This window comes from Shinella fusca (assembly GCF_014203155.1).
Lineage (GTDB): Bacteria > Pseudomonadota > Alphaproteobacteria > Rhizobiales > Rhizobiaceae > Shinella > Shinella fusca.
This window is the reverse complement of the sequence record NZ_JACHIK010000006.1, coordinates 38,598-59,216: the sequence shown is the minus strand read 5'-3', so window position 1 is coordinate 59,216 and position 20,619 is coordinate 38,598. Positions and strand designations below refer to the sequence as shown.

The 20,619-nt window shown below is 66.7% G+C and carries 13 protein-coding genes; 10 read left to right on the top strand and 3 right to left on the bottom strand.

Annotation, left to right across the window (positions count from 1 at the left end; genetic code table 11):
- The first annotated feature begins 16 nt into the window (after nucleotides 1–16).
- The 10 genes from HNQ66_RS10730 (at nucleotide 17) to HNQ66_RS10685 (ending at nucleotide 16,509) form a co-directional block, all read left to right on the top strand.
- Complete coding sequence (locus HNQ66_RS10730; RefSeq protein WP_246434277.1) at nucleotides 17–2,425, top strand: circularly permuted type 2 ATP-grasp protein; 2,409 nt, start codon at nucleotides 17–19, stop codon at nucleotides 2,423–2,425.
- Between the two features lie 19 nt (nucleotides 2,426–2,444).
- A complete protein-coding gene (locus tag HNQ66_RS10725; protein WP_184143960.1) occupies nucleotides 2,445–3,332 on the top strand; it encodes a transglutaminase family protein in 888 nt (295 codons plus the stop codon).
- A 141-nt stretch (nucleotides 3,333–3,473) separates the two neighbouring features.
- Complete coding sequence (locus tag HNQ66_RS10720) at nucleotides 3,474–4,700, top strand: vWA domain-containing protein (RefSeq protein ID WP_184143958.1); 1,227 nt, start codon at nucleotides 3,474–3,476, stop codon at nucleotides 4,698–4,700.
- 193 nt (nucleotides 4,701–4,893) lie between these two features.
- Nucleotides 4,894–7,353 (top strand): glycogen/starch/alpha-glucan phosphorylase, encoded by a 2,460-nt coding sequence (locus tag HNQ66_RS10715; protein ID WP_343059475.1) that lies wholly within the window; start codon nucleotides 4,894–4,896, stop codon nucleotides 7,351–7,353.
- Nucleotides 7,353–9,566, top strand: coding sequence for a 1,4-alpha-glucan branching protein GlgB (glgB, locus tag HNQ66_RS10710; RefSeq protein ID WP_184143956.1), 2,214 nt, complete (start codon nucleotides 7,353–7,355; stop codon nucleotides 9,564–9,566). The genes HNQ66_RS10715 and glgB overlap by 1 nt, the downstream gene beginning before the upstream one ends.
- 70 nt (nucleotides 9,567–9,636) lie before the next feature.
- Nucleotides 9,637–10,899 carry a glucose-1-phosphate adenylyltransferase gene (glgC, locus tag HNQ66_RS10705; protein WP_184143955.1) on the top strand — a complete coding sequence of 421 codons (1,263 nt, stop codon included), beginning with the start codon at nucleotides 9,637–9,639 and terminating at the stop codon, nucleotides 10,897–10,899.
- A gap of 7 nt (nucleotides 10,900–10,906) precedes the next feature.
- Nucleotides 10,907–12,346, top strand: a complete 1,440-nt coding sequence (glgA, locus tag HNQ66_RS10700) for a glycogen synthase GlgA (RefSeq protein WP_184143952.1) — start codon at nucleotides 10,907–10,909, stop codon at nucleotides 12,344–12,346.
- A gap of 4 nt (nucleotides 12,347–12,350) precedes the next feature.
- Nucleotides 12,351–13,982 carry an alpha-D-glucose phosphate-specific phosphoglucomutase gene (locus tag HNQ66_RS10695; RefSeq protein ID WP_184143950.1) on the top strand — a complete coding sequence of 544 codons (1,632 nt, stop codon included), beginning with the start codon at nucleotides 12,351–12,353 and terminating at the stop codon, nucleotides 13,980–13,982.
- 2 nt (nucleotides 13,983–13,984) lie between these two features.
- Nucleotides 13,985–15,958, top strand: a complete 1,974-nt coding sequence (gene glgX / locus HNQ66_RS10690) for a glycogen debranching protein GlgX (protein WP_184143948.1) — start codon at nucleotides 13,985–13,987, stop codon at nucleotides 15,956–15,958.
- A 62-nt stretch (nucleotides 15,959–16,020) separates the two neighbouring features.
- Nucleotides 16,021–16,509: a MaoC family dehydratase gene (locus tag HNQ66_RS10685; RefSeq protein WP_184143946.1), complete on the top strand. Its 489-nt coding sequence runs from the start codon at nucleotides 16,021–16,023 to the stop codon at nucleotides 16,507–16,509.
- 166 nt (nucleotides 16,510–16,675) lie between these two features.
- Here HNQ66_RS10685 and HNQ66_RS10680 read toward each other — a convergent pair whose 3' ends face one another.
- From HNQ66_RS10680 to HNQ66_RS10670, 3 genes are read right to left on the bottom strand one after another with little or no spacing between them, the layout of a single operon-like run.
- Nucleotides 16,676–17,224 (bottom strand): sarcosine oxidase subunit gamma, encoded by a 549-nt coding sequence (locus HNQ66_RS10680; RefSeq protein ID WP_184143944.1) that lies wholly within the window; start codon nucleotides 17,222–17,224, stop codon nucleotides 16,676–16,678.
- On the bottom strand, nucleotides 17,217–20,210 hold the full coding sequence (locus HNQ66_RS10675) for a sarcosine oxidase subunit alpha (RefSeq protein WP_184143942.1): 2,994 nt from the start codon (nucleotides 20,208–20,210) through the stop codon (nucleotides 17,217–17,219). Before HNQ66_RS10675 ends, HNQ66_RS10680 begins: the two co-directional genes overlap by 8 nt.
- On the bottom strand, nucleotides 20,207–20,566 hold the full coding sequence (locus HNQ66_RS10670) for a sarcosine oxidase subunit delta (RefSeq protein WP_184143940.1): 360 nt from the start codon (nucleotides 20,564–20,566) through the stop codon (nucleotides 20,207–20,209). The genes HNQ66_RS10675 and HNQ66_RS10670 overlap by 4 nt, the downstream gene beginning before the upstream one ends.
- Between the last annotated feature and the right edge of the window lie 53 nt (nucleotides 20,567–20,619).

Sequence of the window (20,619 nt, the reverse complement as noted above, 5' to 3'; positions counted from 1 at the left end):
CCTCTGGAGAGATTGATTGAAGACCACGGGTGCGGAAGCGGAACGCAGGCAGGCCGATGCGGGGCAAGCGCCCGCGCGCGCCTATGCGCCCCTCCCGGGGGTCGCCGATGAAATGGTCGACACCCACGGCGCGGTCCGCCCCGTCTGGCGGCCGTTCCTGAAGGCCCTTTCCCGCATGGACGGGCCGGACCTTGCCGCCCGCTTCGCCCGCGCCGACCGATATCTGCGCGATGCCGGCGTCTTCTACCGCGACTACGGCACGGAGGCCGGCGCCGAGCGCGCCTGGCCGCTCTCCCATATCCCGGTGCTGATCGACGGCGCCGAATGGGAGCATCTGTCGCGCGGCCTCGTCCAGCGCGCCGAGCTGCTCGAGGCGGTGGTCGCCGACATCTACGGCCGGAACGAGCTGGTGGCGAACGGCCTCCTTCCCCCGGCCCTCGTCGCCTCCAACGACGAATTCCTACGCCCCCTCGTCGGCGTGCAGCCGGCGGGCGGGCATTTCCTGCACTTCGTCTCCTTCGAGATCGGCCGTGGGCCGGACGGCAACTGGTGGGTGCTCTCCGACCGCACGCAGGCCCCGTCCGGCGCGGGCTTCGCGCTGGAGAACCGCGTGGCGACGACGCGCGCCTTCTCCGACGTCTATGCGGAAACCCACGCCCACCGCCTTGCCGGCTTCTTCGGTGCCTTCCGCAACGCGCTGCAGGCCGGCAAATCCGCCGAGGACCGCATCGCGGTCCTGACCCCCGGCCTTGCCAACGAGACCTATTTCGAGCACGCCTATATCGCCCGCTATCTCGGCTTCATGCTGCTGGAGGGCGAGGACCTGACGGTGGTGGACGGCAAGGTCATGGTGCGCACCGTCGCCGGCCTGAAACCCATCGGCGTGCTCTGGCGCCGGCTGGATGCCGCCTTCGCCGACCCGCTGGAGCTCAACCAGAATTCCCATATCGGCACGCCCGGCATGGTGGAGGCGCTGCGCGCCGGCTCCGTCACCTTCGTCAACGCGCTCGGCGCCGGCATCGTCGAGACGCGCGCCTTCCTCGCCTTCCTGCCGAACATCTGTCGCCATCTCTTCGGCGAGGAGCAGCGCCTTCCCTCCATCGCCACCTGGTGGTGCGGCCAGGAGGGCGAGCGCGCCCATGTCGCGGCCAATATCGAGCGCATGGTCATCGGCCCGGCCTATTCGACGCGTCCCTTCTTCGACGACAACGCCCGGTCCGTGCTCGGCTCGACGCTCCGCGAGACGGCGCGGCAGTCCATCGCCGAATGGCTGGCGAGCGACGGCGCCAAGCTCGTCGGGCAGGAAGCCGTGACGCTCTCCACCACGCCGGCCTTCGTCGACGGCCGGCTGACCCCGCGGCCGATGTCGCTGCGCGTCTTCGCCGCCCGCACGCGGGACGGCTGGCAGATCATGCCCGGCGGCTTTGCCCGCATCGGCGCCGGCGACAACGTCGCGGCCATCGCCATGCAGGCGGGTGGCTCGGCGGCGGACGTGTGGATCGTCAGCGGCAAGCCGGTCGAGAAGACCTCGCTGCTGCCGGGCGAGGAGGCCTTCACCCGCAACCTGCCGACCAGCCTGCCGAGCCGGGCTGCCGACAACCTCTTCTGGCTCGGCCGCTATATCGAGCGGGCGGAAGGGGCGCTGCGCATCCTGCGCGCCTGGCACGCCCGCTACGCCGAATATGCCGACCCGGACCAACCGCTCCTCAAGGACGTCAGCGCCTATCTCGCCGCCCTCGACATCGACACGGCCGAGGCCGTGCCGACGAGCCTCATCCGCAACATCGACAGCGCCGTCTTCTCCGCGAGTGCCATCCGCGACCGCTTTTCGCCGGACGGCTGGCTGGCGCTCACCGACCTTTCCAAGACCGCCCGCCGCTTCCATGTCAGCATCCAGCCCGGCGACGACGCGGCCCGCGCCATGACCGTTCTGCTGCGCAAGCTCGCGGGCTTCGCCGGCCTCGTGCACGAGAACATGTACCGCTTCACCGGCTGGCGCTTCCTCACCATCGGCCGCTATCTGGAGCGGGGCCTGCACATGACGCGCCTGCTCGGCCACATGTCCGGCGAGGACGCGCCGGACGGCGCGCTCGACATGCTGCTGGAGATCGGCGACAACGTGATGACCCACCGCCGCCGCTACAACGTGGCGACCGCGCGCCTCACCGTCACCGACCTCCTGGCGCTCGACCCGCTCAACCCGCGCTCGATCCTCTACCAGCTCGACGAGATCAAGGACGAGGTCGAGCAGCTTCCGCACGCCTACGACAACGGCCAGATGTCACCCTTCTACCGCGAGGCCATGCGGCTTCACGCGGGGCTTGCCGTGCTGACGCCGGAAGCGATGACGGATACGGTCTACCAGCGCCTCGAGGCGGACCTGGAGCACCTCTCCGACATCCTCGCCCAGACCTATCTGAGCTGACCGGAGGACGGCGGGACCCATGCTCTACGACGTCAACCTCCATATAGGCTACCGGTACGACACGCCCGTCTCCGGCGGACGGCACATCCTGCGCGTGCTGCCGCTGTCCATCCCCGGCCGCCAGCGCCTCGTCGCCGGCACGGTCGGCGTCACGCCGGAGCCCGGCGAGCGCGTCGACCACCGCGATTTCTTCGGCAACCCGATGAGCGCCATCCTCTTCCGCAGCGCGCATGAGGAACTCGACATCCGCATGCAGGCGCGCGTGCAGGTCGATGCACCGGAGCCGGCGGCCGATTTCTCGCCGCGCGTCGCCGATCTTGCCGCGGAGATCGCCGGCTGCTGGTCGCTCGATCCCGCCTCGCCCCACCATTACACCGGCCCGAGCCCGCGGCTGAAGGATTGCCCGGAGATCGCCAACTACGCCCGCACCGTCGCCCGGCCGGACATGACGGTGCGCGCCATCGCGGCGGCGCTCTCGGCACGCATCCACAAGGACTTCACCTACGACCCCAAGGCGACGGGCGTCGACACGACCCCGCGCGAGGCCTTCAAGCTGAAGCGCGGCGTCTGCCAGGACTTTTCCCATGTGATGATCGTGGCGCTGAGGAGCCTCGGCATCCCCGCCGGCTATGTCAGCGGCTTCCTGCGCACCATTCCCCCGCCGGGACAGGAGCGGCTGGAAGGCGCGGACGCCATGCATGCCTGGGTGCGCTGCTGGTGCGGGCGCATGAACGGCTGGGTGGAGCTCGACCCCACCAACGACATTCCCGCCGGCACCGACCACATCGTCGTCGCCTACGGCCGCGACTATGCCGACGTCGCGCCCGTCATCGGCGTTCTCAAGGGCTACGGCCAGCACCGCACCAGCCAGGCGGTCGACGTCGTGCCGCTGCGCCAGCCCGCCTGAAATCCCGTTTGGAAACAACGGCAAAGACCGGAATTTCGGGATCGCGGCAATTTTACGAAAACTATACCACGCCGCCGAACCGTTAAATAACACTTCGCTGCTAGCTTTCACCCACATTATGACGATGGCGGGTGGATTCTCATGACGAAGAAGACCGGAAAACGAAGCCTGATCTCACGGATCATGGGGGATCGCGGAGGCAATTTCGGCCTGATGACGGCCTTTGCCCTGCCGGTCATCCTCGCCGCAGGGGGCGTCGCCATGGACCTCACCAACATGGTGCTGACCCGCGCCGAACTGCAGGACGCCGCCGACTCCGCGGCGCTCGCGGCTTCGTCCGCCCTCTCCAACGACAAGAAGACCGTCGCCCAGGCGAAGGAAATCGCCGAGAACTTCTTCAAGACGCAGATGGCCACCAGCCAGATCGACAGCGACGGCTCCGCAGCCACCGCCGCGATCGACATCGAGGAAACGCCGATCGCCGGTGGCGGCAAGGCGTTCAAGGTCAATGTGGCCACCTCCTATACGGTCCAGTTCAACCCGCTCACCCGACTGCTTGGCCAGACGTCCTCGGTCGTTGCGGCCAGCAGCACGTCCGAAAGCGCGACGGGATCGAAGAATGCGCTGTCCATGTTCCTCGTGCTGGACCGGTCCGGATCGATGTCCTTCGTGACGGACGAGATCGACACGGTAAACTCGTCCTGCCAGAATTTCACGGAAGACAACTGGGGTAAGAATCCCAAGTGGTCGAGCCCTTGCTACATCCGCAAGATACAGGCCCTCAAGACCGCAGTGGCCGGCTTCGTGAAGGTGCTCGATACGGTCGACCCGACCAAACAGTATGTGCGCACCGGCGCCATTTCATACAACGACCAGACGCAGGCCGAAACGAAGCTCGCCTGGGGAACGAAGGGCATCCTCAACTACGTCAACGCGCTGCCCAATCCCACCAGCGGCGGCACGGATTCGCACACCGCCTTCGCGCAGGCGCTCGAAAAGCTCGCTCCGACGGATACGTCCAAGGAAACGGAAATCCCGGCTCACGCGAAAAAGAGCGGCCTTACGCCGGTCAAGTACATCCTCTTCATGACGGACGGCGAGAACACGAGCTACGACCAGTGGACGAACGACGCCATGGCGAACAAGTCCGATACCGACACGCTCGCGTCCTGCACCGCGGCCCGCAAGGCCGGCGTCAGGGTCTATACGGTCGCATTCATGGCCCCAAAGCGCGGCCAGACGCTTCTGAAGAGCTGCGCGACGACCACCGAGGACTATTATGAGGCGAAGAACATGGCCGGCCTCATCGCCGCTTTTGAGGAAATCGGCAAAAGTGCAGCCTCCGCCATGTCCCGCCTGACCCAATAGGCCGGAAACGCTTCTCCATACCGGCCCGCTGCGCTCCGCGCGGCGGGCTTTTGCGTGTTTCAGGCATATCGGAAATACCTGCGGCCTTTCTTGAGAAGGCATATTGCAAGCGCTTCGGATAGATGCATAAATTGATTTAAACGCCGCTTCCGCGTCGGCGGAGGCCCGAAATGCGAAGGGGTAATGTTCGCCGATGATGAACCGGGTTACCAACAACGATCTAGCCCCCGCCCCCCGCTCATCTGACCGTGAACAGCTCGCGACAGAGCTTCTGGAACGTCTGAAATACCGTATCGGCAAGGACCCGAAGGTCGCCAAGCCGCATGACTGGCTGACCGCCGCCATCCTCGTCGCGCGCGACCGCATCACCGACAAGTGGATGGATTCGACCCGCCGCACCTATTCGACCGGTGCCAAGCGCGTCTATTACCTCTCGCTCGAATTCCTCATCGGCCGCCTGATGCGCGACGCCATGACGAATATCGGCATCATGGACGAAATGCGCCACGCGCTCGCCTCGCTCGGCGTCGACCTCGACGTCATCGCGGAGATCGAGCCGGACGCCGCGCTCGGCAACGGCGGCCTCGGCCGCCTCGCCGCCTGCTTCATGGAGAGCATGGCGACGGTCGACGTGCCGGCCTACGGCTACGGCATCCGCTACGTGCACGGCCTCTTCCGCCAGCAGATGGCGGACGGCTGGCAGGTGGAACTGCCGGAAACCTGGCTCGCCCACGGCAATCCGTGGGAATTCGAGCGCCGCGAAAGCTCCTACGAGATCGGCTTCGGCGGCGCGGTCGAGACCATCAACATCGGCGAGGACAAGCAGCGCTTCGTCTGGAAGCCGGCCGAGCGGGTCATCGCCACGGCCTACGACACGCCGGCCGTCGGCTGGCGGGCAAAGCGCGTCAACACGCTGCGCCTGTGGGCGGCGAACCCCATCGACCCGATCCTGCTCGACGCCTTCAACGCCGGCGACCATATCGGGGCGCTGCGCGAGAGCAACAAGGCGGAGAGCCTGACGCGCGTGCTCTATCCGGCCGACGCCACGCCCGCCGGGCAGGAATTGCGCCTGCGGCAGGAATTCTTCTTCTGTTCGGCCTCGCTGCAGGACATCCTGCGCCGCCACCTCCAGCAATATCCCGATTTCAGCTCGCTGCCGGATGCCGTCGCCATCCAGCTCAACGACACGCACCCCGCCGTCTCCGTCGCCGAGCTCGTGCGTCTCCTCACCGACGTGCACGGCCTCGATTTCGATATCGCCTGGGACCTGTCGCGCCGCACCTTCGCCTACACCAACCACACGCTCCTGCCGGAAGCGCTGGAAAGCTGGCCGGTGCCGCTCTTCGAGCGCCTGCTGCCGCGCCACATGCAGATCGTCTATGCGATCAATGCCAAGATCCTCGTCGAGGCCCGCAAGGACAAGGGCTTCGAGGACCAGCGCATCCGCAACATCTCGCTGATCGAGGAATCGGGCGAGCGCCGCGTGCGCATGGGCAACCTCGCCTTCGTCGGCTCCCATTCGATCAACGGCGTGTCGGCGCTGCACACGGACCTGATGAAGGAAACGGTCTTCGCGGACCTGCACAAGCTCTATCCCGACCGCATCAACAACAAGACGAACGGCATCACGCCGCGCCGCTGGCTGATGCAGTGCAATCCCGGCCTCTTCAACCTGATCCGCGAATCGATCGGCGACGGCTTCATGGACGATGCCGAGGCGCTGAAGGCGCTCGATCCCTTCGCCGACGACAAGGATTTCCAGGAGAAGTTCGCGCAGATCAAGCGGGAGAACAAGAACCGCCTCGCCAATCTCGTCGGCAGCCGCATGGGCGTGCGCATCGATCCGGCCGCCATGTTCGACATCCAGATCAAGCGCATCCACGAATACAAGCGCCAGCTCCTCAACATCATCGAGGCCGTGGCGCTCTACGACCAGATCCGCTCGCATCCCGAACTCGACTGGGTGCCGCGCGTAAAGCTCTTCGCGGGCAAGGCGGCGCCGAGCTACCACAACGCCAAGCTGATCATCAAGCTCGCCAACGACGTAGCCAAGGTGATCAACAACGACCCAGCCGTGCGCGGCCTCCTCAAGGTCGTCTTCGTGCCGAACTACAACGTCTCGCTCGCCGAGATCATGGTTCCCGCCGCCGACCTTTCCGAGCAGATTTCGACAGCCGGCATGGAAGCCTCCGGCACCGGCAACATGAAGTTCGCGCTCAACGGCGCGCTGACCATCGGCACGCTCGACGGCGCCAATGTCGAGATGCGCGACCATGTCGGCGCGGAAAACATCGTCATCTTCGGCATGACCGCCGAGGAAGTGGCGAAGGTGCGCGCCGAGGGCCACAATCCCCGCGCCATCATCGAGCAGTCGAGGGAATTGTCGCAGGCGCTCGCGGCCATTTCCTCCGGCGTCTTCTCGCCGGACGACCGCGGCCGCTTCACGGGTCTCGTCGACGGTATCTACAATCACGACTGGTTCATGGTGGCGGCCGATTTCGACGCCTATTCCAAGGCCCAGCGCGAGGTGGATGCCCTGTGGAGCGACAAGCCCACCTGGTATTCCAAGACGATACGGAACACAGCCCGCATGGGATGGTTCTCCTCAGACCGTACAATTCGCCAATACGCCAAGGAAATCTGGGGAGCCTGATGACCGCACCGCCGAAAAAAGGCACGACGGAAACACCGTCAGAGCTTCTGGCGAAGACGGACATCGACGCAATCCTGGAAGGACGGCACTGGGACCCCTTCGCCGTCCTCGGCCCCCATGCCGAGGGCGACAGGTACGTCACCCGCTGCTTCCTGCCCGGCGCCGTGGAGGTAACCGCCGAAACGCTTTCCGGCCGGCAGATCGGCACGCTGACGCAGGTCCATCCGGCGGGCATCTTCGCCGGCGAGGTTTCCCTGCGCAAGCTCCAGCCGGTCCGCTACCGCGCCCGCAACGAGGGCGGCGAATGGGTGGTGACCGACCCCTACAGCTTCGGCCCGGTCCTCGGCCCGATGGACGACTACTATATCCGCGAGGGCTCGCACCTTCGCCTCTTCGACAAGATGGGCGCCCATCCGATGACGCTCGAAGGCGTCGACGGCTTCCATTTCGCCGTCTGGGCGCCGAACGCCCGGCGCGTCTCCGTCGTCGGCAATTTCAACGAATGGGACGGGCGGCGCAATCCGATGCGCCTTCGCCGGGATACCGGCATCTGGGAAATCTTCCTGCCCGGCATCGCCGAGGGCCATGCCTACAAGTTCGAGATCGTCGGCGCGCAGGGCGAGGTGCTGCCGCTGAAGGCGGACCCCTTCGCCCGCCGCTCGGAACTGCGCCCTGCCAACGCCTCCATGACGACCGGCCCGATCGAGCAGGTCTGGGAGGACGAGGCGCATCTTGCGCACTGGGCCGCCGCCGACGCGCGCCGCCAGCCGATCTCGATCTATGAGGTCCATGCCGGCTCCTGGCAGCGGCACGACGACGGCAGCTTCCTCACCTGGGACGAGCTTGCCGACCGGCTGATCCCCTACTGTGTCGACATGGGCTTCACCCATATCGAGTTCCTGCCGATCTCCGAATATCCCTTCGACCCGTCTTGGGGCTACCAGACGACGGGCCTCTATTCGCCCACGGCCCGCTTCGGCGAGCCGGAAGGCTTCGCCCGCTTCGTCAACGGCTGCCACAAGGTCGGCATCGGCGTCATCCTCGACTGGGTGCCGGCGCATTTCCCGACGGATGCCCATGGCCTCGGCCACTTCGACGGCACCGCGCTCTACGAGCACGCCGACCCGCGGCAGGGCTTCCACCCCGACTGGAACACGGCGATCTACAATTTCGGCCGCGCCGAGGTGCTCTCCTACCTCATCAACAACGCGCTCTACTGGGCCGAGAAGTTCCATCTCGACGGCCTGCGCGTCGATGCGGTCGCCTCCATGCTCTACCTCGACTATTCGCGAAAGCACGGCGAATGGGTGCCGAACGAGTACGGCGGCAACGAGAACCTGGAGGCCGTCCGCTTCCTCCAGTCCATGAACGCCCACGTCTATGCCGGCCATCCCGGCATCCTGACGATCGCCGAGGAATCCACCTCCTGGCCGAAGGTGTCCGCGCCCGTCCATGACGGCGGCCTCGGCTTCGGCTTCAAGTGGAACATGGGCTTCATGCACGACACGCTGCAATATCTCTCGCGCGAGCCGGTGCACCGCAAGTTCCACCACAACGACATGACCTTCGGCCTGCTCTATGCCTTCACGGAGAACTTCGTGCTGCCGCTCTCCCATGACGAGGTGGTGCACGGCAAGGGCTCGCTGATCGCCAAGATGACCGGCGACGACTGGCAGAAATTCGCCAACCTCCGCGCCTATTACGGCTTCATGTGGGGTTATCCCGGCAAGAAGCTCCTCTTCATGGGCCAGGAATTCGCCCAGTGGCAGGAATGGAGCGAAGCGCGCTCGCTCGACTGGAATCTCCTCGAATACCCGCTGCACGAGGGCATGCGCCGCCTCGTGCGCGACCTCAACGGCACCTATCGCCGCAAGGCAGCGCTGCACGCCCGCGACTGCGAGGGCGACGGCTTCGAATGGCTGATCGCCGACGACCGCGACAACTCGGTCTTCGCCTGGCTGCGCAAGGCGCCGGGCGAAAAGCCCATCGCCGTCGTCACCAATTTCACCCCCGTCTACCGCGAGAACTACGCCGTGCCGCTGCCGGCGGAGGGCCGGTGGCGGGAAATCCTCAACACGGACGCCGAGATCTACGGCGGCAGCGGCAAGGGGAACGGCGGCGCCGTCGAGGCGAGAAGACAGGCAACAGGAAGGATAGCGGCCACGATCACGCTGCCGCCGCTGGCGACGCTGATGCTCGAGCTGGACGCTTGAACAAGAGGGAATTTGACGCAGCTCCGGACAGAAACATTTGCCGGACCTGCTCTCGTCGGGAGGAGACACCATGGAGCAAAAGCGCATTCAACCCCTCGCCCGTGATGCGATGGCCTATGTGCTGGCGGGCGGGCGCGGCAGCCGCCTGAAGGAACTGACCGACCGGCGTGCAAAGCCCGCCGTCCATTTCGGCGGCAAGGCCCGCATCATCGATTTCGCGCTTTCCAATGCGCTGAATTCCGGTATCCGCCGCATCGGGGTGGCGACCCAGTACAAGGCCCATTCGCTGATCCGCCACATGCAGCGCGGCTGGAACTTCTTCCGCCCGGAACGAAACGAGAGCTTCGACATCCTGCCGGCCAGCCAGCGCGTCTCTGAGACGCAATGGTACGAAGGCACCGCCGACGCCGTCTACCAGAACATCGACATCATCGAGGACTACGGCGTCGAGTACATGGTGATCCTCGCCGGCGACCATATCTACAAGATGGACTACGAGCTGATGCTCCAGCAGCACGTCGATTCCGGCGCGCAGGTCACCATCGGCTGCCTGGAAGTGCCGCGCATGGAAGCGACCGGCTTCGGCGTCATGCATGTCGACGAGAAGGACGAGATCATCGCCTTCGTGGAAAAGCCGGCCGATCCGCCGGGCATTCCCGGCAATCCCGACATGGCGCTCGCCTCCATGGGCATCTACGTCTTCCACACGAAGTTCCTGATGGACCTCCTGCGGCGCGACGCGGCCGACCCGACCTCCAGCCGCGACTTCGGCAAGGACATCATCCCCTATATCGTCGAGCACGGCAAAGCCGTCGCCCACCGCTTCACCGCCTCCTGCGTGCGCTCGGATTTCGAGCGCGAGGCCTACTGGCGCGACGTCGGCACCATCGACGCCTACTGGCAGGCCAATATCGACCTCACCGACATCACGCCGGAACTCGACATCTACGACAGCTCCTGGCCGATCTGGACCTATGCGGAGATCACGCCGCCGGCGAAGTTCGTGCACGACGACGAGAACCGCCGCGGCTCGGCGATCTCCTCGCTGGTCTCGGGCGATTGCATCATCTCCGGCTCGACGCTGCACCGCAGCCTTCTCTTCACCGGGGTGCGCGCCAATTCCTACTCGCGCCTCGAAGGGGCGGTGGTGCTTCCCAACGTGATGATCGGCCGCCACGCGCAGCTCAGGAACGTCGTCATCGACAGCCGCGTCGTCATCCCGGAAGGCCTCATCGTCGGCGAGGACCCGGAACTCGACGCCCGGCGCTTCCGCCGCTCGGAGAACGGCATCTGCCTCATCACCCAGACCATGATCGACAAGCTGGAGCTATAGCCCGGAAATGAACATCCTTTCGGTGGCATCCGAAGTATTCCCGCTCATCAAGACGGGAGGCCTCGCCGACGTCGCCGGCGCATTGCCGATCGCGCTTGCCGGGCATGGGGTGCACATGCGCACCCTCATGCCCGGCTATCCCGCGGTCATGCAGCGGCTGGACAAGGTCGAGGCGGTCGCCACCTTCGACAACCTCCTCGGCGTGCCGGCCCGCATCCTCGCGGCCCGGCACGAGGGCCTCGACATCCTCGTCCTCGACGCGCCCGATTTCTTCGACCGCCCGGGCGGGCCCTATACGGATGCCACCGGCAAGGACTTCGTCGACAACTGGCAGCGCTTCGCCGCCCTTTCCTTCGCGGGCGCCGAGATCGCCCGCGGCCTCCTGCCCGGCTGGCAGCCCCATGTCGTGCACGCCCACGACTGGCAGGCGGCGATGACCGCCGTCTACATGCGCTATACCGGCCTCCAGCACATTCCGACCGTCGTGACGGTGCACAACCTCGCCTTCCAGGGCCAGTTCGGCGCGGACATCTTCCCCGAGCTCGGCCTGCCGCCTGAGGCCTTCACGGTCGACGGGCTCGAATATTACGGCGATGTCGGCTTCCTCAAGGGCGGCCTTCGCACCGCCTGGTCGATCACCACCGTCAGCCCCACCTACGCCCACGAGATCATGACGCCGGAATACGGCATGGGCCTCGAAGGCCTGATCAATGCCCGCGCGAGCGACCTCGTCGGCATCGTCAACGGCATCGACACCGATGTGTGGAACCCGGAGACCGACCCGCATGTCGCCCGCACCTATGCCGCCGGCTCGCTGAAGCAGCGGGCGGCCAACCGGCGGGCGCTCGCCGAGCGGTTCAGCCTCGAACAGGACGACGGGCCGATCTTCTGCATCATCAGCCGCCTCACCTGGCAGAAGGGCATCGACCTCATCGCCGAGGCCGCCGACTGGATCGTCAGCCAGGGCGGCAAGCTCGCCGTGCTCGGCTCGGGCGACCAGGGACTGGAAGGCGCGCTGCTCGCCGCCGCCTCGCGCCACCGCGGGCGCATCGGCATCGTCATCGGCTACAACGAGCCGCTGTCGCACCTCATGCAGGCCGGCGCCGACGCGATCCTCATCCCCTCGCGCTTCGAACCCTGCGGCCTCACCCAGCTCTATGGCCTGCGCTACGGCTGCATTCCCGTCGTCGCGCGCACCGGCGGGCTGGCCGACACTGTCATCGACGCCAACGAGGCCGCCCTTTCCGCCCGCGTCGCCACGGGCTTCCAGTTCACGCCGATCAATGCCGAGGGCCTGCGCCAGGCGCTGCGCCGCGTCTTCAAGGCCTGGCGCGAGCCGAAAGTCTGGGCCCGCATCCAGAACCAGGGCATGAAGTCCGATGTCTCCTGGGAAAACAGCGCCGTGCGCTATGCCGACCTTTATTCCAGCCTTCTTTCGCGAGTATGAGCCGATGACCATAAAGACCGTATCGACCACGCCCTATACCGACCAGAAGCCCGGCACCTCGGGCCTGCGCAAGAAGGTCCCCGTCTTCCAGCAGAAGAACTATGCGGAGAACTTCATCCAGTCGATCTTCGATTCGCTCGAAGGTTTCGCGGGGCAGACGCTGGTGATCGGCGGCGACGGCCGCTTCTACAACCGCGAGGTCATCCAGCTCGCCATCAAGATGGCCGCCGCCAACGGCTTCGGCCGCGTGCTGGTCGGCCGCGGCGGCATCCTGTCCACCCCCGCCGCCTCCAACGTCATCCGCAAGAACAAGGCCTTCGGCGGCATCGTGCTCTCGGCCAGCCACAATCCGGGCGGCCCGACCGAGGACTTCGGCATCAAGTACAATATCGGCAACGGCGGCCCGGCGCCGGAAAAGATCACCGACGCCATCTTCGCCCGCACCAAGGCGATCGACAGCTACAGGATCGCCGACGTGCCGGACGTCAACCTCGACCTCGAAGGCACCCACGAGATCGAGGGCATGACGGTGACGGTCATCGACCCGGTCGCCGACTACGCCGAGCTGATGGAAAGCCTCTTCGACTTCAAGGCGATCCGCGCGCTGCTTGCCGGCGGCTTCCGCATCGTCTTCGACGCCATGAGCGCCGTCACCGGCCCCTATGCCAAGGAGATTCTCGAAAACCGCCTCGGCGCGGCCAAGGGCTCGGTGCTGAATTTCGTGCCGCTGCCCGATTTCGGCGGCCACCATCCGGACCCGAACCTCGTCCACGCCCGCGCCCTCTACGAGACGATGATGGCCGACGACGCCCCGGATTTCGGCGCCGCCTCGGATGGCGACGGCGACCGCAACCTCATCATCGGCCGGGGCATCTTCGTCACCCCCTCCGACAGCCTCGCCATGCTCGCCGCCAACGCGCATCTCGCCCCCGGCTACGCCAGGGGCCTTGCCGGCATCGCCCGCTCCATGCCGACCTCCGGCGCGGCCGACAGGGTGGCGGAAAAGCTCGGCATCGGCATCTACGAGACGCCGACCGGCTGGAAGTTCTTCGGCAACCTGCTCGACGCCGGCCTTGCCACGATCTGCGGCGAGGAGAGCGCCGGCACCGGCTCCAACCATGTGCGCGAGAAGGACGGGCTCTGGGCGGTGCTCCTCTGGCTCAATATCCTCGCCGTGCGCAGGGAAAGCGTCATCGACATCGTCCGCAAGCACTGGGCGACCTACGGGCGCAACTACTATTCCCGCCACGACTACGAGGAGGTCGACAGCAATGCCGCGAACGGCCTGATCGACAACCTGCGCAACCAGCTCGCCGTCCTTCCCGGCAAGTCGTTCGGCGCCCTCAAGGTCGAGACCGCGGACGACTTCGCCTATCATGACCCGGTCGACCAGTCCGTCAGCAGGAACCAGGGCATCCGCATCCTCTTCGAAGGCGGCTCGCGCGTCGTCTTCCGTCTTTCCGGCACCGGCACGTCCGGCGCCACGCTGCGCGTCTATATCGAGCGCTTCGAGCCGGATGCCGCCCGCCACGACATCGACACCCAGGAGGCTCTCGCCGACCTCATCGCGGTCGCCGACGAGATCGCCGGCATCAAGTCCCGCACCGGCCGCAACGAACCCAGCGTGATCACCTGACCATGATCCTCACCGCCCCTTCCTTCGCGCCGGGCGCCACGCTCTCCGGGGACGGGGTGGAATTCGCGGTCTATTCGCGCGATGCGGCGAGCGTCGCGCTCTGCCTGTTCGACAACGACGGCGACAAGGAACTCGCCCGCCTCGCCATGGGCCGCGACGAGACCGGCTTCCACCGCGTCTTCGTGGAAGGCGCGGCGGAGGGCACGCGCTACGGCTTTCGCGCCGACGGCATCCATTCGCCGGACCATGGCCTCTGGTTCGACCCGGCGAAGCTCCTCGTCGATCCCTATGCCAAGGAGCTCGACCGCCCCTTCGTTCATGACGGGCGGCTGACGGTCTTCGGCGCGGAGACGGCGGACATCGTGCCGAAGGCCGTCGTCACCCGCGACCGGCCGGTGGCGCTCCATGCGCCGCTCTTCCGCCCCGGCGGCTTCGTCTACGAGATCGCCGTGCGGTCCTTCACCATGCTGCACCCGCAGGTGCCCGAGGCGATGCGCGGCACCATCGGCGCGCTCGCCCACCCTGCCGTCCTCGCGCATCTGAAACGCCTCGGCGTCGATGCCGTCGAGCTGATGCCGGTCACCGCCTGGATCGACGAGCGCCACCTGCCGCCGCTCGGCCTTTCCAACAGCTGGGGCTACAACCCCATCGCCCTGATGGCGCTCGACCCGCGCCTTGCGCCCGGCGGCATGAAGGAACTCGCCGATACGGTCGCCGCGCTCCGGGCCGAAGGCATCGGCGTGATCCTCGACCTCGTCTTCAACCATTCCGGCGAGAGCGACCGGCACGGCGCGACGCTCTCCATGCGCGGCCTCGACAACCTGACCTATTACCGCCATGTGCCGGACCGCCCCGGCGAGCTGATCAACGACACGGGCTGCGGCAACACGATCGCCGGCGAGAACCCGGTGGTCCGCCAGCTCGTGCTCGACAGCCTCCGCCATTTCGTGCGCCATGCCGGCGTCGACGGCTTCCGTTTCGACCTTGCCACCATTCTCGGCCGCGGGGCGGACGGCTTTTCCGCCCGCGCGGCGCTCCTGACCGAGATCTGCGCCGATCCGCTCTTGAAGGACCGCATCCTCATCGCCGAGCCCTGGGACATCGGCCCGGGCGGCTACCAGCTCGGCAATTTCCCGGCCCCCTTCCTCGAATGGAACGACCACTACCGCGACGACATGCGTATGTTCTGGCGCGGTGACAGCCACATGCTCGGCGCCTTCGCCACCGCCTTCGCCGGCTCCTCCGACATCTTCTCCCGCCACGGCCACGAGGAGACGCGCACCGTCAATTTCCTCGCCGCCCATGACGGCTTCACGCTGATGGACCTCATCTCGCACACGGCAAAGCACAACGAGGCGAACGGCGAGGACAACCGCGACGGCCACAACGAGAACCATTCCTGGAACAACGGTGCGGAGGGCGCAACGACGGACGGCGCCGTGCTTTCCGCCCGCCGGGCGGATGTGAAGGCCCTGCTGTCGACCCTTTTCCTCTCGCACGGCACGATCATGCTGACGGCGGGCGACGAGGGCGGGCGCAGCCAGGGCGGCAACAACAACGCCTATTGCCAGGACAACGCCATCACCTGGATGCACTGGGACCGGCTGGACGACGGCCTCGTCGAGCATGCCGCCATGCTCTCGGCGATCCGCCGGCGCTTCCCGGCGCTCGGTAAGACGGCGTTCTTCACCGGCGCGGGCGATATCGAATGGCTGACGCCTGCCGGCACGCCGATGAGCGTCGCGGACTGGGAGGCGCCGCTTGCCGGCACCCTCCTCCTGCTCCTCGAAACGATGGACACCGAGCAGAAGCGCAGCGTGCATCTCGCCATCGCCGTCAACCGCACCCATGCCGGACAGCCCTTCACGCTGCCTCCCTCGAAGGGCCGGGACTGGGTGAGCCTGCTCTCCGCAAGCCTTCCCGAAACGGGCCTTCTTTCCGCAAGGGCGGTGGAAATTTTTGTCGAAAGATACTGAAATTCGTTGCCCCGATGGAACGTCCCTCTAGAAGGGACGCAGATCGACCAGTGGAAAGCCAGATGCCAGCCAGTATCCATTTGAAAGATGTTGCAGCGCTCGTGGGGACGGAACTCGGCGTGTCGCGCTGGTTCACCGTGGACCAGACGATGATCGACCGCTTCGCCGGTGCGACGGAAGACCACCAGTTCATCCATACCGATCCGGTGCGCGCGGCGGCGGAAACGCCCTTCGGCGGCACCATCGCCCACGGCTTCCTGACGCTCTCGCTGCTTTCGGCGATGAACTTCGACTGCGTGCCGCGCATCATAGAGCAGACGATGGGCATTAACTACGGTTTCGAGAAGGTCCGCTTCATCACGCCGGTGAAGAGCGGCGCACGCGTTCGCGGCCGCTTCTCCCTCGACGAGGCCCGCTTCCGCGGCGCCGGCATGGTAACGATCCGCTACAACGTCTCGGTCGAGATCGAGGACGAGCGCAAGCCGGCGCTGACGGCCGAATGGATCACCATCGTGCAGTTCGACCCGAAGGACCGGCCGGAGGACGTATAAAAGCGCCCCTCATCCGGCTGCCGCCACCTTCTCCCCGCAAGCGGGGCGAAGGGATATGCTGCACCGTATTCCTCAAACAATGCCGGTTCGCGGGGCAAGTCCCCTCTCCCCGCTTGCGGGGAGAGGGTTAGGGTTAGGGGCATGCCCCCACCCAAACGCCGGAATATCAGAGCCCCGCGTCTTCCGCGCCTTCCGACAGAAGGCCGAAGGCGTAGGGGGAGAACGAACGCCAGCACTCGACGCGGTAGTCCTCTTCGCCGGGGCGGAACGCCACCACCTCGATCTTGCCGAGCACCGTGCGCGCCGCGGCCCCTACCGGGAAGATCGCGTTGCCGAGATCGAGCGGGCAGCCGCTGGCGATGGCCCCGGCCGCATGCGGGCCGGAAACGAGGATCGCCGTGTTGCGGTGGGAGACGTCCACGGCCGAATGCAGGACGCCCGCGCCCGCGGCAAGCGCCATCAGGTCCGCCTCGTTCTCGTCGATCAGCAGCCATTCGTCCGGGCCGAGCCAGAGCGCGTGGCGGCCGCCCGCCGAAGCCGAGGTCTTCGGCCGCGTCGGCAGCGTCAGGCCGAAGGCGGCCGACAGGGCACCGAGCGCATCGGCGCCGGCCCGCAGCGAGAGGCGGGTTGCGGGGGCGGCGGGCGTGACGCGCGCGCCGGCGGAGCCGCCATGGCGGCCGGCCAGCGGCGCCTTGCGGAGAGCGTGATCAGCCATTGAGGCGTCCTCCTTCCTTGTCGACAAAGACCATGTCGCTGACCTCGACCGCGATGGTGCGGTCGGGCATCGGCACGTAGAGCGTCTGGCCCATGCGGGCCTGGCCGCCGGCGACGAGCGCCATGGCGATCGACCGGCCGCAGTTCTCCGACCAGTAGGACGAGGTGACGTGGCCGAGCATGGTCATCGGCTTCGGCTCGTTCGGATCAGCGACGATCTGCGCGCCCTCCTCCAGCACCACCTTCGGGTCCTTCGTCAGGAGGCCGACGAGCTGCTTGCGGCCCTCCTTGACGAGGTCCGGCCGCTTGAGGCCGCGGATGCCGACGAAGTCCGTCTTCTTCTTCGAGACGGCCCAGGCGAGGCTGGCGTCATAGGGCGTGACCGTGCCGTCCGTATCCTGGCCGACGATGATGTAGCCTTTCTCGGCGCGAAGAACGTGCATCGTCTCCGTGCCGTAGGCGCAGGCGCCGAGCGGTTCGGCACGCGCCCAGATGGCTTCCCAGACGGCCTCGCCGTAGTCGGCCGGCACGTTGACTTCGTAGCCGGCTTCCCCGGTGAAGGACATGCGGAAGAGCCGGGTCGGCACGCCGCAGAACTTGCCCTCGCGCACGCTCATGTGCGGGAAGGCCTCGTTCGACATGTCGATGCCCTCGACGAGCGGCTCGAGGATCTCGCGCGCCTTCGGGCCCTGCACGGCGATGACCGCCCACTGTTCGGTGGTGGACGTCAGCCAGACCTTGAGGTGCGGGAACTCCGTCTGGAGATAGTCTTCCATGTGGTGCATGACGCGCGGCGCGCCGCCCGTCGTGGTGGTGACGTGGAAGCGGTCCTCCGAAAGGCGGCCGACGACGCCGTCGTCATAGATGAAGCCGTCCTCGCGCAGCATGATGCCGTAGCGGCAGCGGCCGGGCTTCAGCGTGTCCCAGCCATTGGTGTACATGAGGTTCATGAACTCGGCCGCATCCGGGCCGACGACCTCGATCTTGCCGAGCGTCGAGGCGTCGAAGACCCCGGCGGCGCTGCGCACCGTGCGGCACTCGCGGTTGACCGCGTCGTGCATGGTCTCGCCCGAGCGCGGATAGTACCAGGCGCGCTTCCAGTTGCCGACATCCTCGAAGACGGCGCCGTGCGCCTCCTCCCAGGCATGCATCGGCGTCTTGCGGGCCGGATCGAACAGGTCGCCGCGCGAATGGCTGATCAGCGCGCCGAAGGTGACGGGCGTATAGGGCGCGCGGAAGGTGGTGAGGCCGATCTTCGGGATCTCGCGGTTCAGCACCTCGGACGCGATGGCAAGGCCGTGGATGTTGGAGAGCTTGCCCTGGTCCGTCGCCATGCCGTTGGTGGTGAAGCGCTTGATGTGCTCGATCGAGTGCATGCCCTCGCGCACGGCAAGGCGGATATCCTTGGCGCAGACGTCGTTCTGGAAGTCGACGAAGGCCTTGACGGTCGTGTCGACCCCGGCGCCCTCGCCGCTGCCTGCCATCCCGCCGGTCCATTCGAAGGCGTTCTCGCCGGAAAGCTCGACCTTGCCGCCGCCCTCGTGGCCGGTGGCGCGGGCCATCAGCTCGCCCGCGGCAAGCCCCTCCTCGATGGTCGCCTGCAGGCCGTCCGTGCCGTTGCACGAGCCGACCGAGAGGCAATCCTGCGCATAGGTGCCCGGCAGGAAGCGGCCGGTGGCCGCGTCATAGGCGACCTTGCCGCGCGACTGCGAGAAGAGGTGGACGGAGGGCGTCCAGCCGGCCGACATCAGGAGTGCATCGATCGGGATCGAGCGCGCCGAGCCGCCGCCGTTGCGCGCGACCGACATGGAGGAGACGCGGAGCTTGCCCTTGGTGTCGACGACCGAATGGCCTGCCAGCACCTCGATGCCGAGCTTGCGGGCTTCGGCAAGCACGCCCTCGCCGGGCTTTTCGCGGTTGTCGACGATGGCGGCGACGGTGACGCCAGCGCGCTTCAGGTCGAAGGCGGCCTCATAGGCCGAATCGTTCGCCGTATAGACGCCGACCTTGCGGCCGACGGCAACGCCGAAATGGTTGAGATATGTGCGCGCCGCCGAGGCGAGCATGATGCCCGGCCGGTCGTTGTTGGCGAACACCATGTGCCGCTCGATGGAGCCGGTGGCAAGGATGACGCGCTTGGCACGCACCTGCCACAGCCGCTCGCGCGGCAGCTTCCGGTCGGGGCGCGCAAGATGATCCGTGACGCGCTCGACGAGGCCGACGAAGTTGTGGTTGTAGTAGCCGAAGGCCGTCGTGCGGGTGAGGACGGTGACGTTCTCCATCGCCTTGAGCTTGGCAGCCGTCGCCTGCGCCCAGTCGTAGCCGTTCTGGCCGTCGATCTTCACCGACAGGTCGTAGTGCAGCGCACCGCCGACTTCCGGCTGCTCGTCGACGAGGATCACGCGGGCGCCCGCTTCGGCGGCGGCAAGGGCTGCCGAAAGGCCAGCGACGCCGGCGCCGGCGACAAGCACGTCGCAATAGGCATAGCGGCTGGCATAGTGGTCCGGGTCCTCCTCCGTCGGCGCGACGCCGAGGCCGGCGGCCTTACGGATGAAGGGCTCGTAGAGCTTCTCCCAGGCCGCCTTCGGCCACATGAAGGTCTTGTAGTAGAAGCCGGCCGCGAAGAACGGCGACATCAGGTTGTTGATGCCGCCGATATCGAAGGCGAGCGAGGGGAAACGGTTCTGCGATTCCACCTTCATGCCGTCGAAGACTTCCTGCACCGGCGCGCGCACGTTCGGCTGGCGGCGGGCGGCGTCCCGCGAGACGTCGACGAGCGCGTTCGGCTCTTCCGGCCCGGCCGAAAGGATGCCGCGCGGGCGGTGGTACTTGAACGAGCGGCCGACGAGGTGCACGCCGTTGGCAAGCAGCGCGGAGGCGACGGTATCGCCTTCGAGCGCATCGAACGTCTTTCCGTCGAAGGTGAAACGCGCCGTCCTGGCGGGCGTCAGGCGGCCCTGACCGGCAATGCGATTAGCGCCGCTCATTTCGCGGTTCCTTCCGTGGCTTCATAGGTTTCGCCCACATTTTCAGACAGGGGCTTTTCGCTGGCGGGCGAAACGCCGGGGATGTACGGCTTCGGCTCGCCTGCCTTGTAGCTCATGTAGAACTTGTCGCTCACCGTATCGCGCGCCGCGTTGAAGAAGCGCCCGCAGCCATGGATATGGCGCCAGCGCTCGAAGATCAGCCCTTTCGGGTTGTCGCGCAGGAAGAAGTAATCCTCGAATTCCGCGTCGCTGATATCGGCGATGTTGGTCGGGCGGGCGATATGCGCATCGCCGCCGTGGCGGAATTCGAGCTCGGAGCGCTCTTCCTCGCAGTAGGGGCAGTAGATGAGAAGCATCGGGTTTCTCCTGTCCCGCGCCGGCCGGCCTTCGGCCGCCGGACGCGCGGGTG

Excerpts from the sequence above, each read along its gene's own strand:
- HNQ66_RS10685 (WP_184143946.1), top strand. The coding sequence starts at position 16,021 with ATGCCAGCCAGTATCCATTTGAAAGATGTTGCAGCGCTCGTGGGGACG.
- glgB (WP_184143956.1), top strand. The coding sequence starts at position 7,353 with ATGACCGCACCGCCGAAAAAAGGCACGACGGAAACACCGTCAGAGCTT.
- HNQ66_RS10675 (WP_184143942.1), bottom strand. The coding sequence starts at position 20,210 with ATGAGCGGCGCTAATCGCATTGCCGGTCAGGGCCGCCTGACGCCCGCC.
- HNQ66_RS10680 (WP_184143944.1), bottom strand. The coding sequence starts at position 17,224 with ATGGCTGATCACGCTCTCCGCAAGGCGCCGCTGGCCGGCCGCCATGGC.
- HNQ66_RS10720 (WP_184143958.1), top strand. The coding sequence starts at position 3,474 with ATGACGAAGAAGACCGGAAAACGAAGCCTGATCTCACGGATCATGGGG.
- HNQ66_RS10670 (WP_184143940.1), bottom strand. The coding sequence starts at position 20,566 with ATGCTTCTCATCTACTGCCCCTACTGCGAGGAAGAGCGCTCCGAGCTC.
- glgA (WP_184143952.1), top strand. The coding sequence starts at position 10,907 with ATGAACATCCTTTCGGTGGCATCCGAAGTATTCCCGCTCATCAAGACG.
- glgX (WP_184143948.1), top strand. The coding sequence starts at position 13,985 with ATGATCCTCACCGCCCCTTCCTTCGCGCCGGGCGCCACGCTCTCCGGG.
- HNQ66_RS10695 (WP_184143950.1), top strand. The coding sequence starts at position 12,351 with ATGACCATAAAGACCGTATCGACCACGCCCTATACCGACCAGAAGCCC.
- glgC (WP_184143955.1), top strand. The coding sequence starts at position 9,637 with ATGGAGCAAAAGCGCATTCAACCCCTCGCCCGTGATGCGATGGCCTAT.
- HNQ66_RS10715 (WP_343059475.1), top strand. The coding sequence starts at position 4,894 with ATGATGAACCGGGTTACCAACAACGATCTAGCCCCCGCCCCCCGCTCA.
- HNQ66_RS10725 (WP_184143960.1), top strand. The coding sequence starts at position 2,445 with ATGCTCTACGACGTCAACCTCCATATAGGCTACCGGTACGACACGCCC.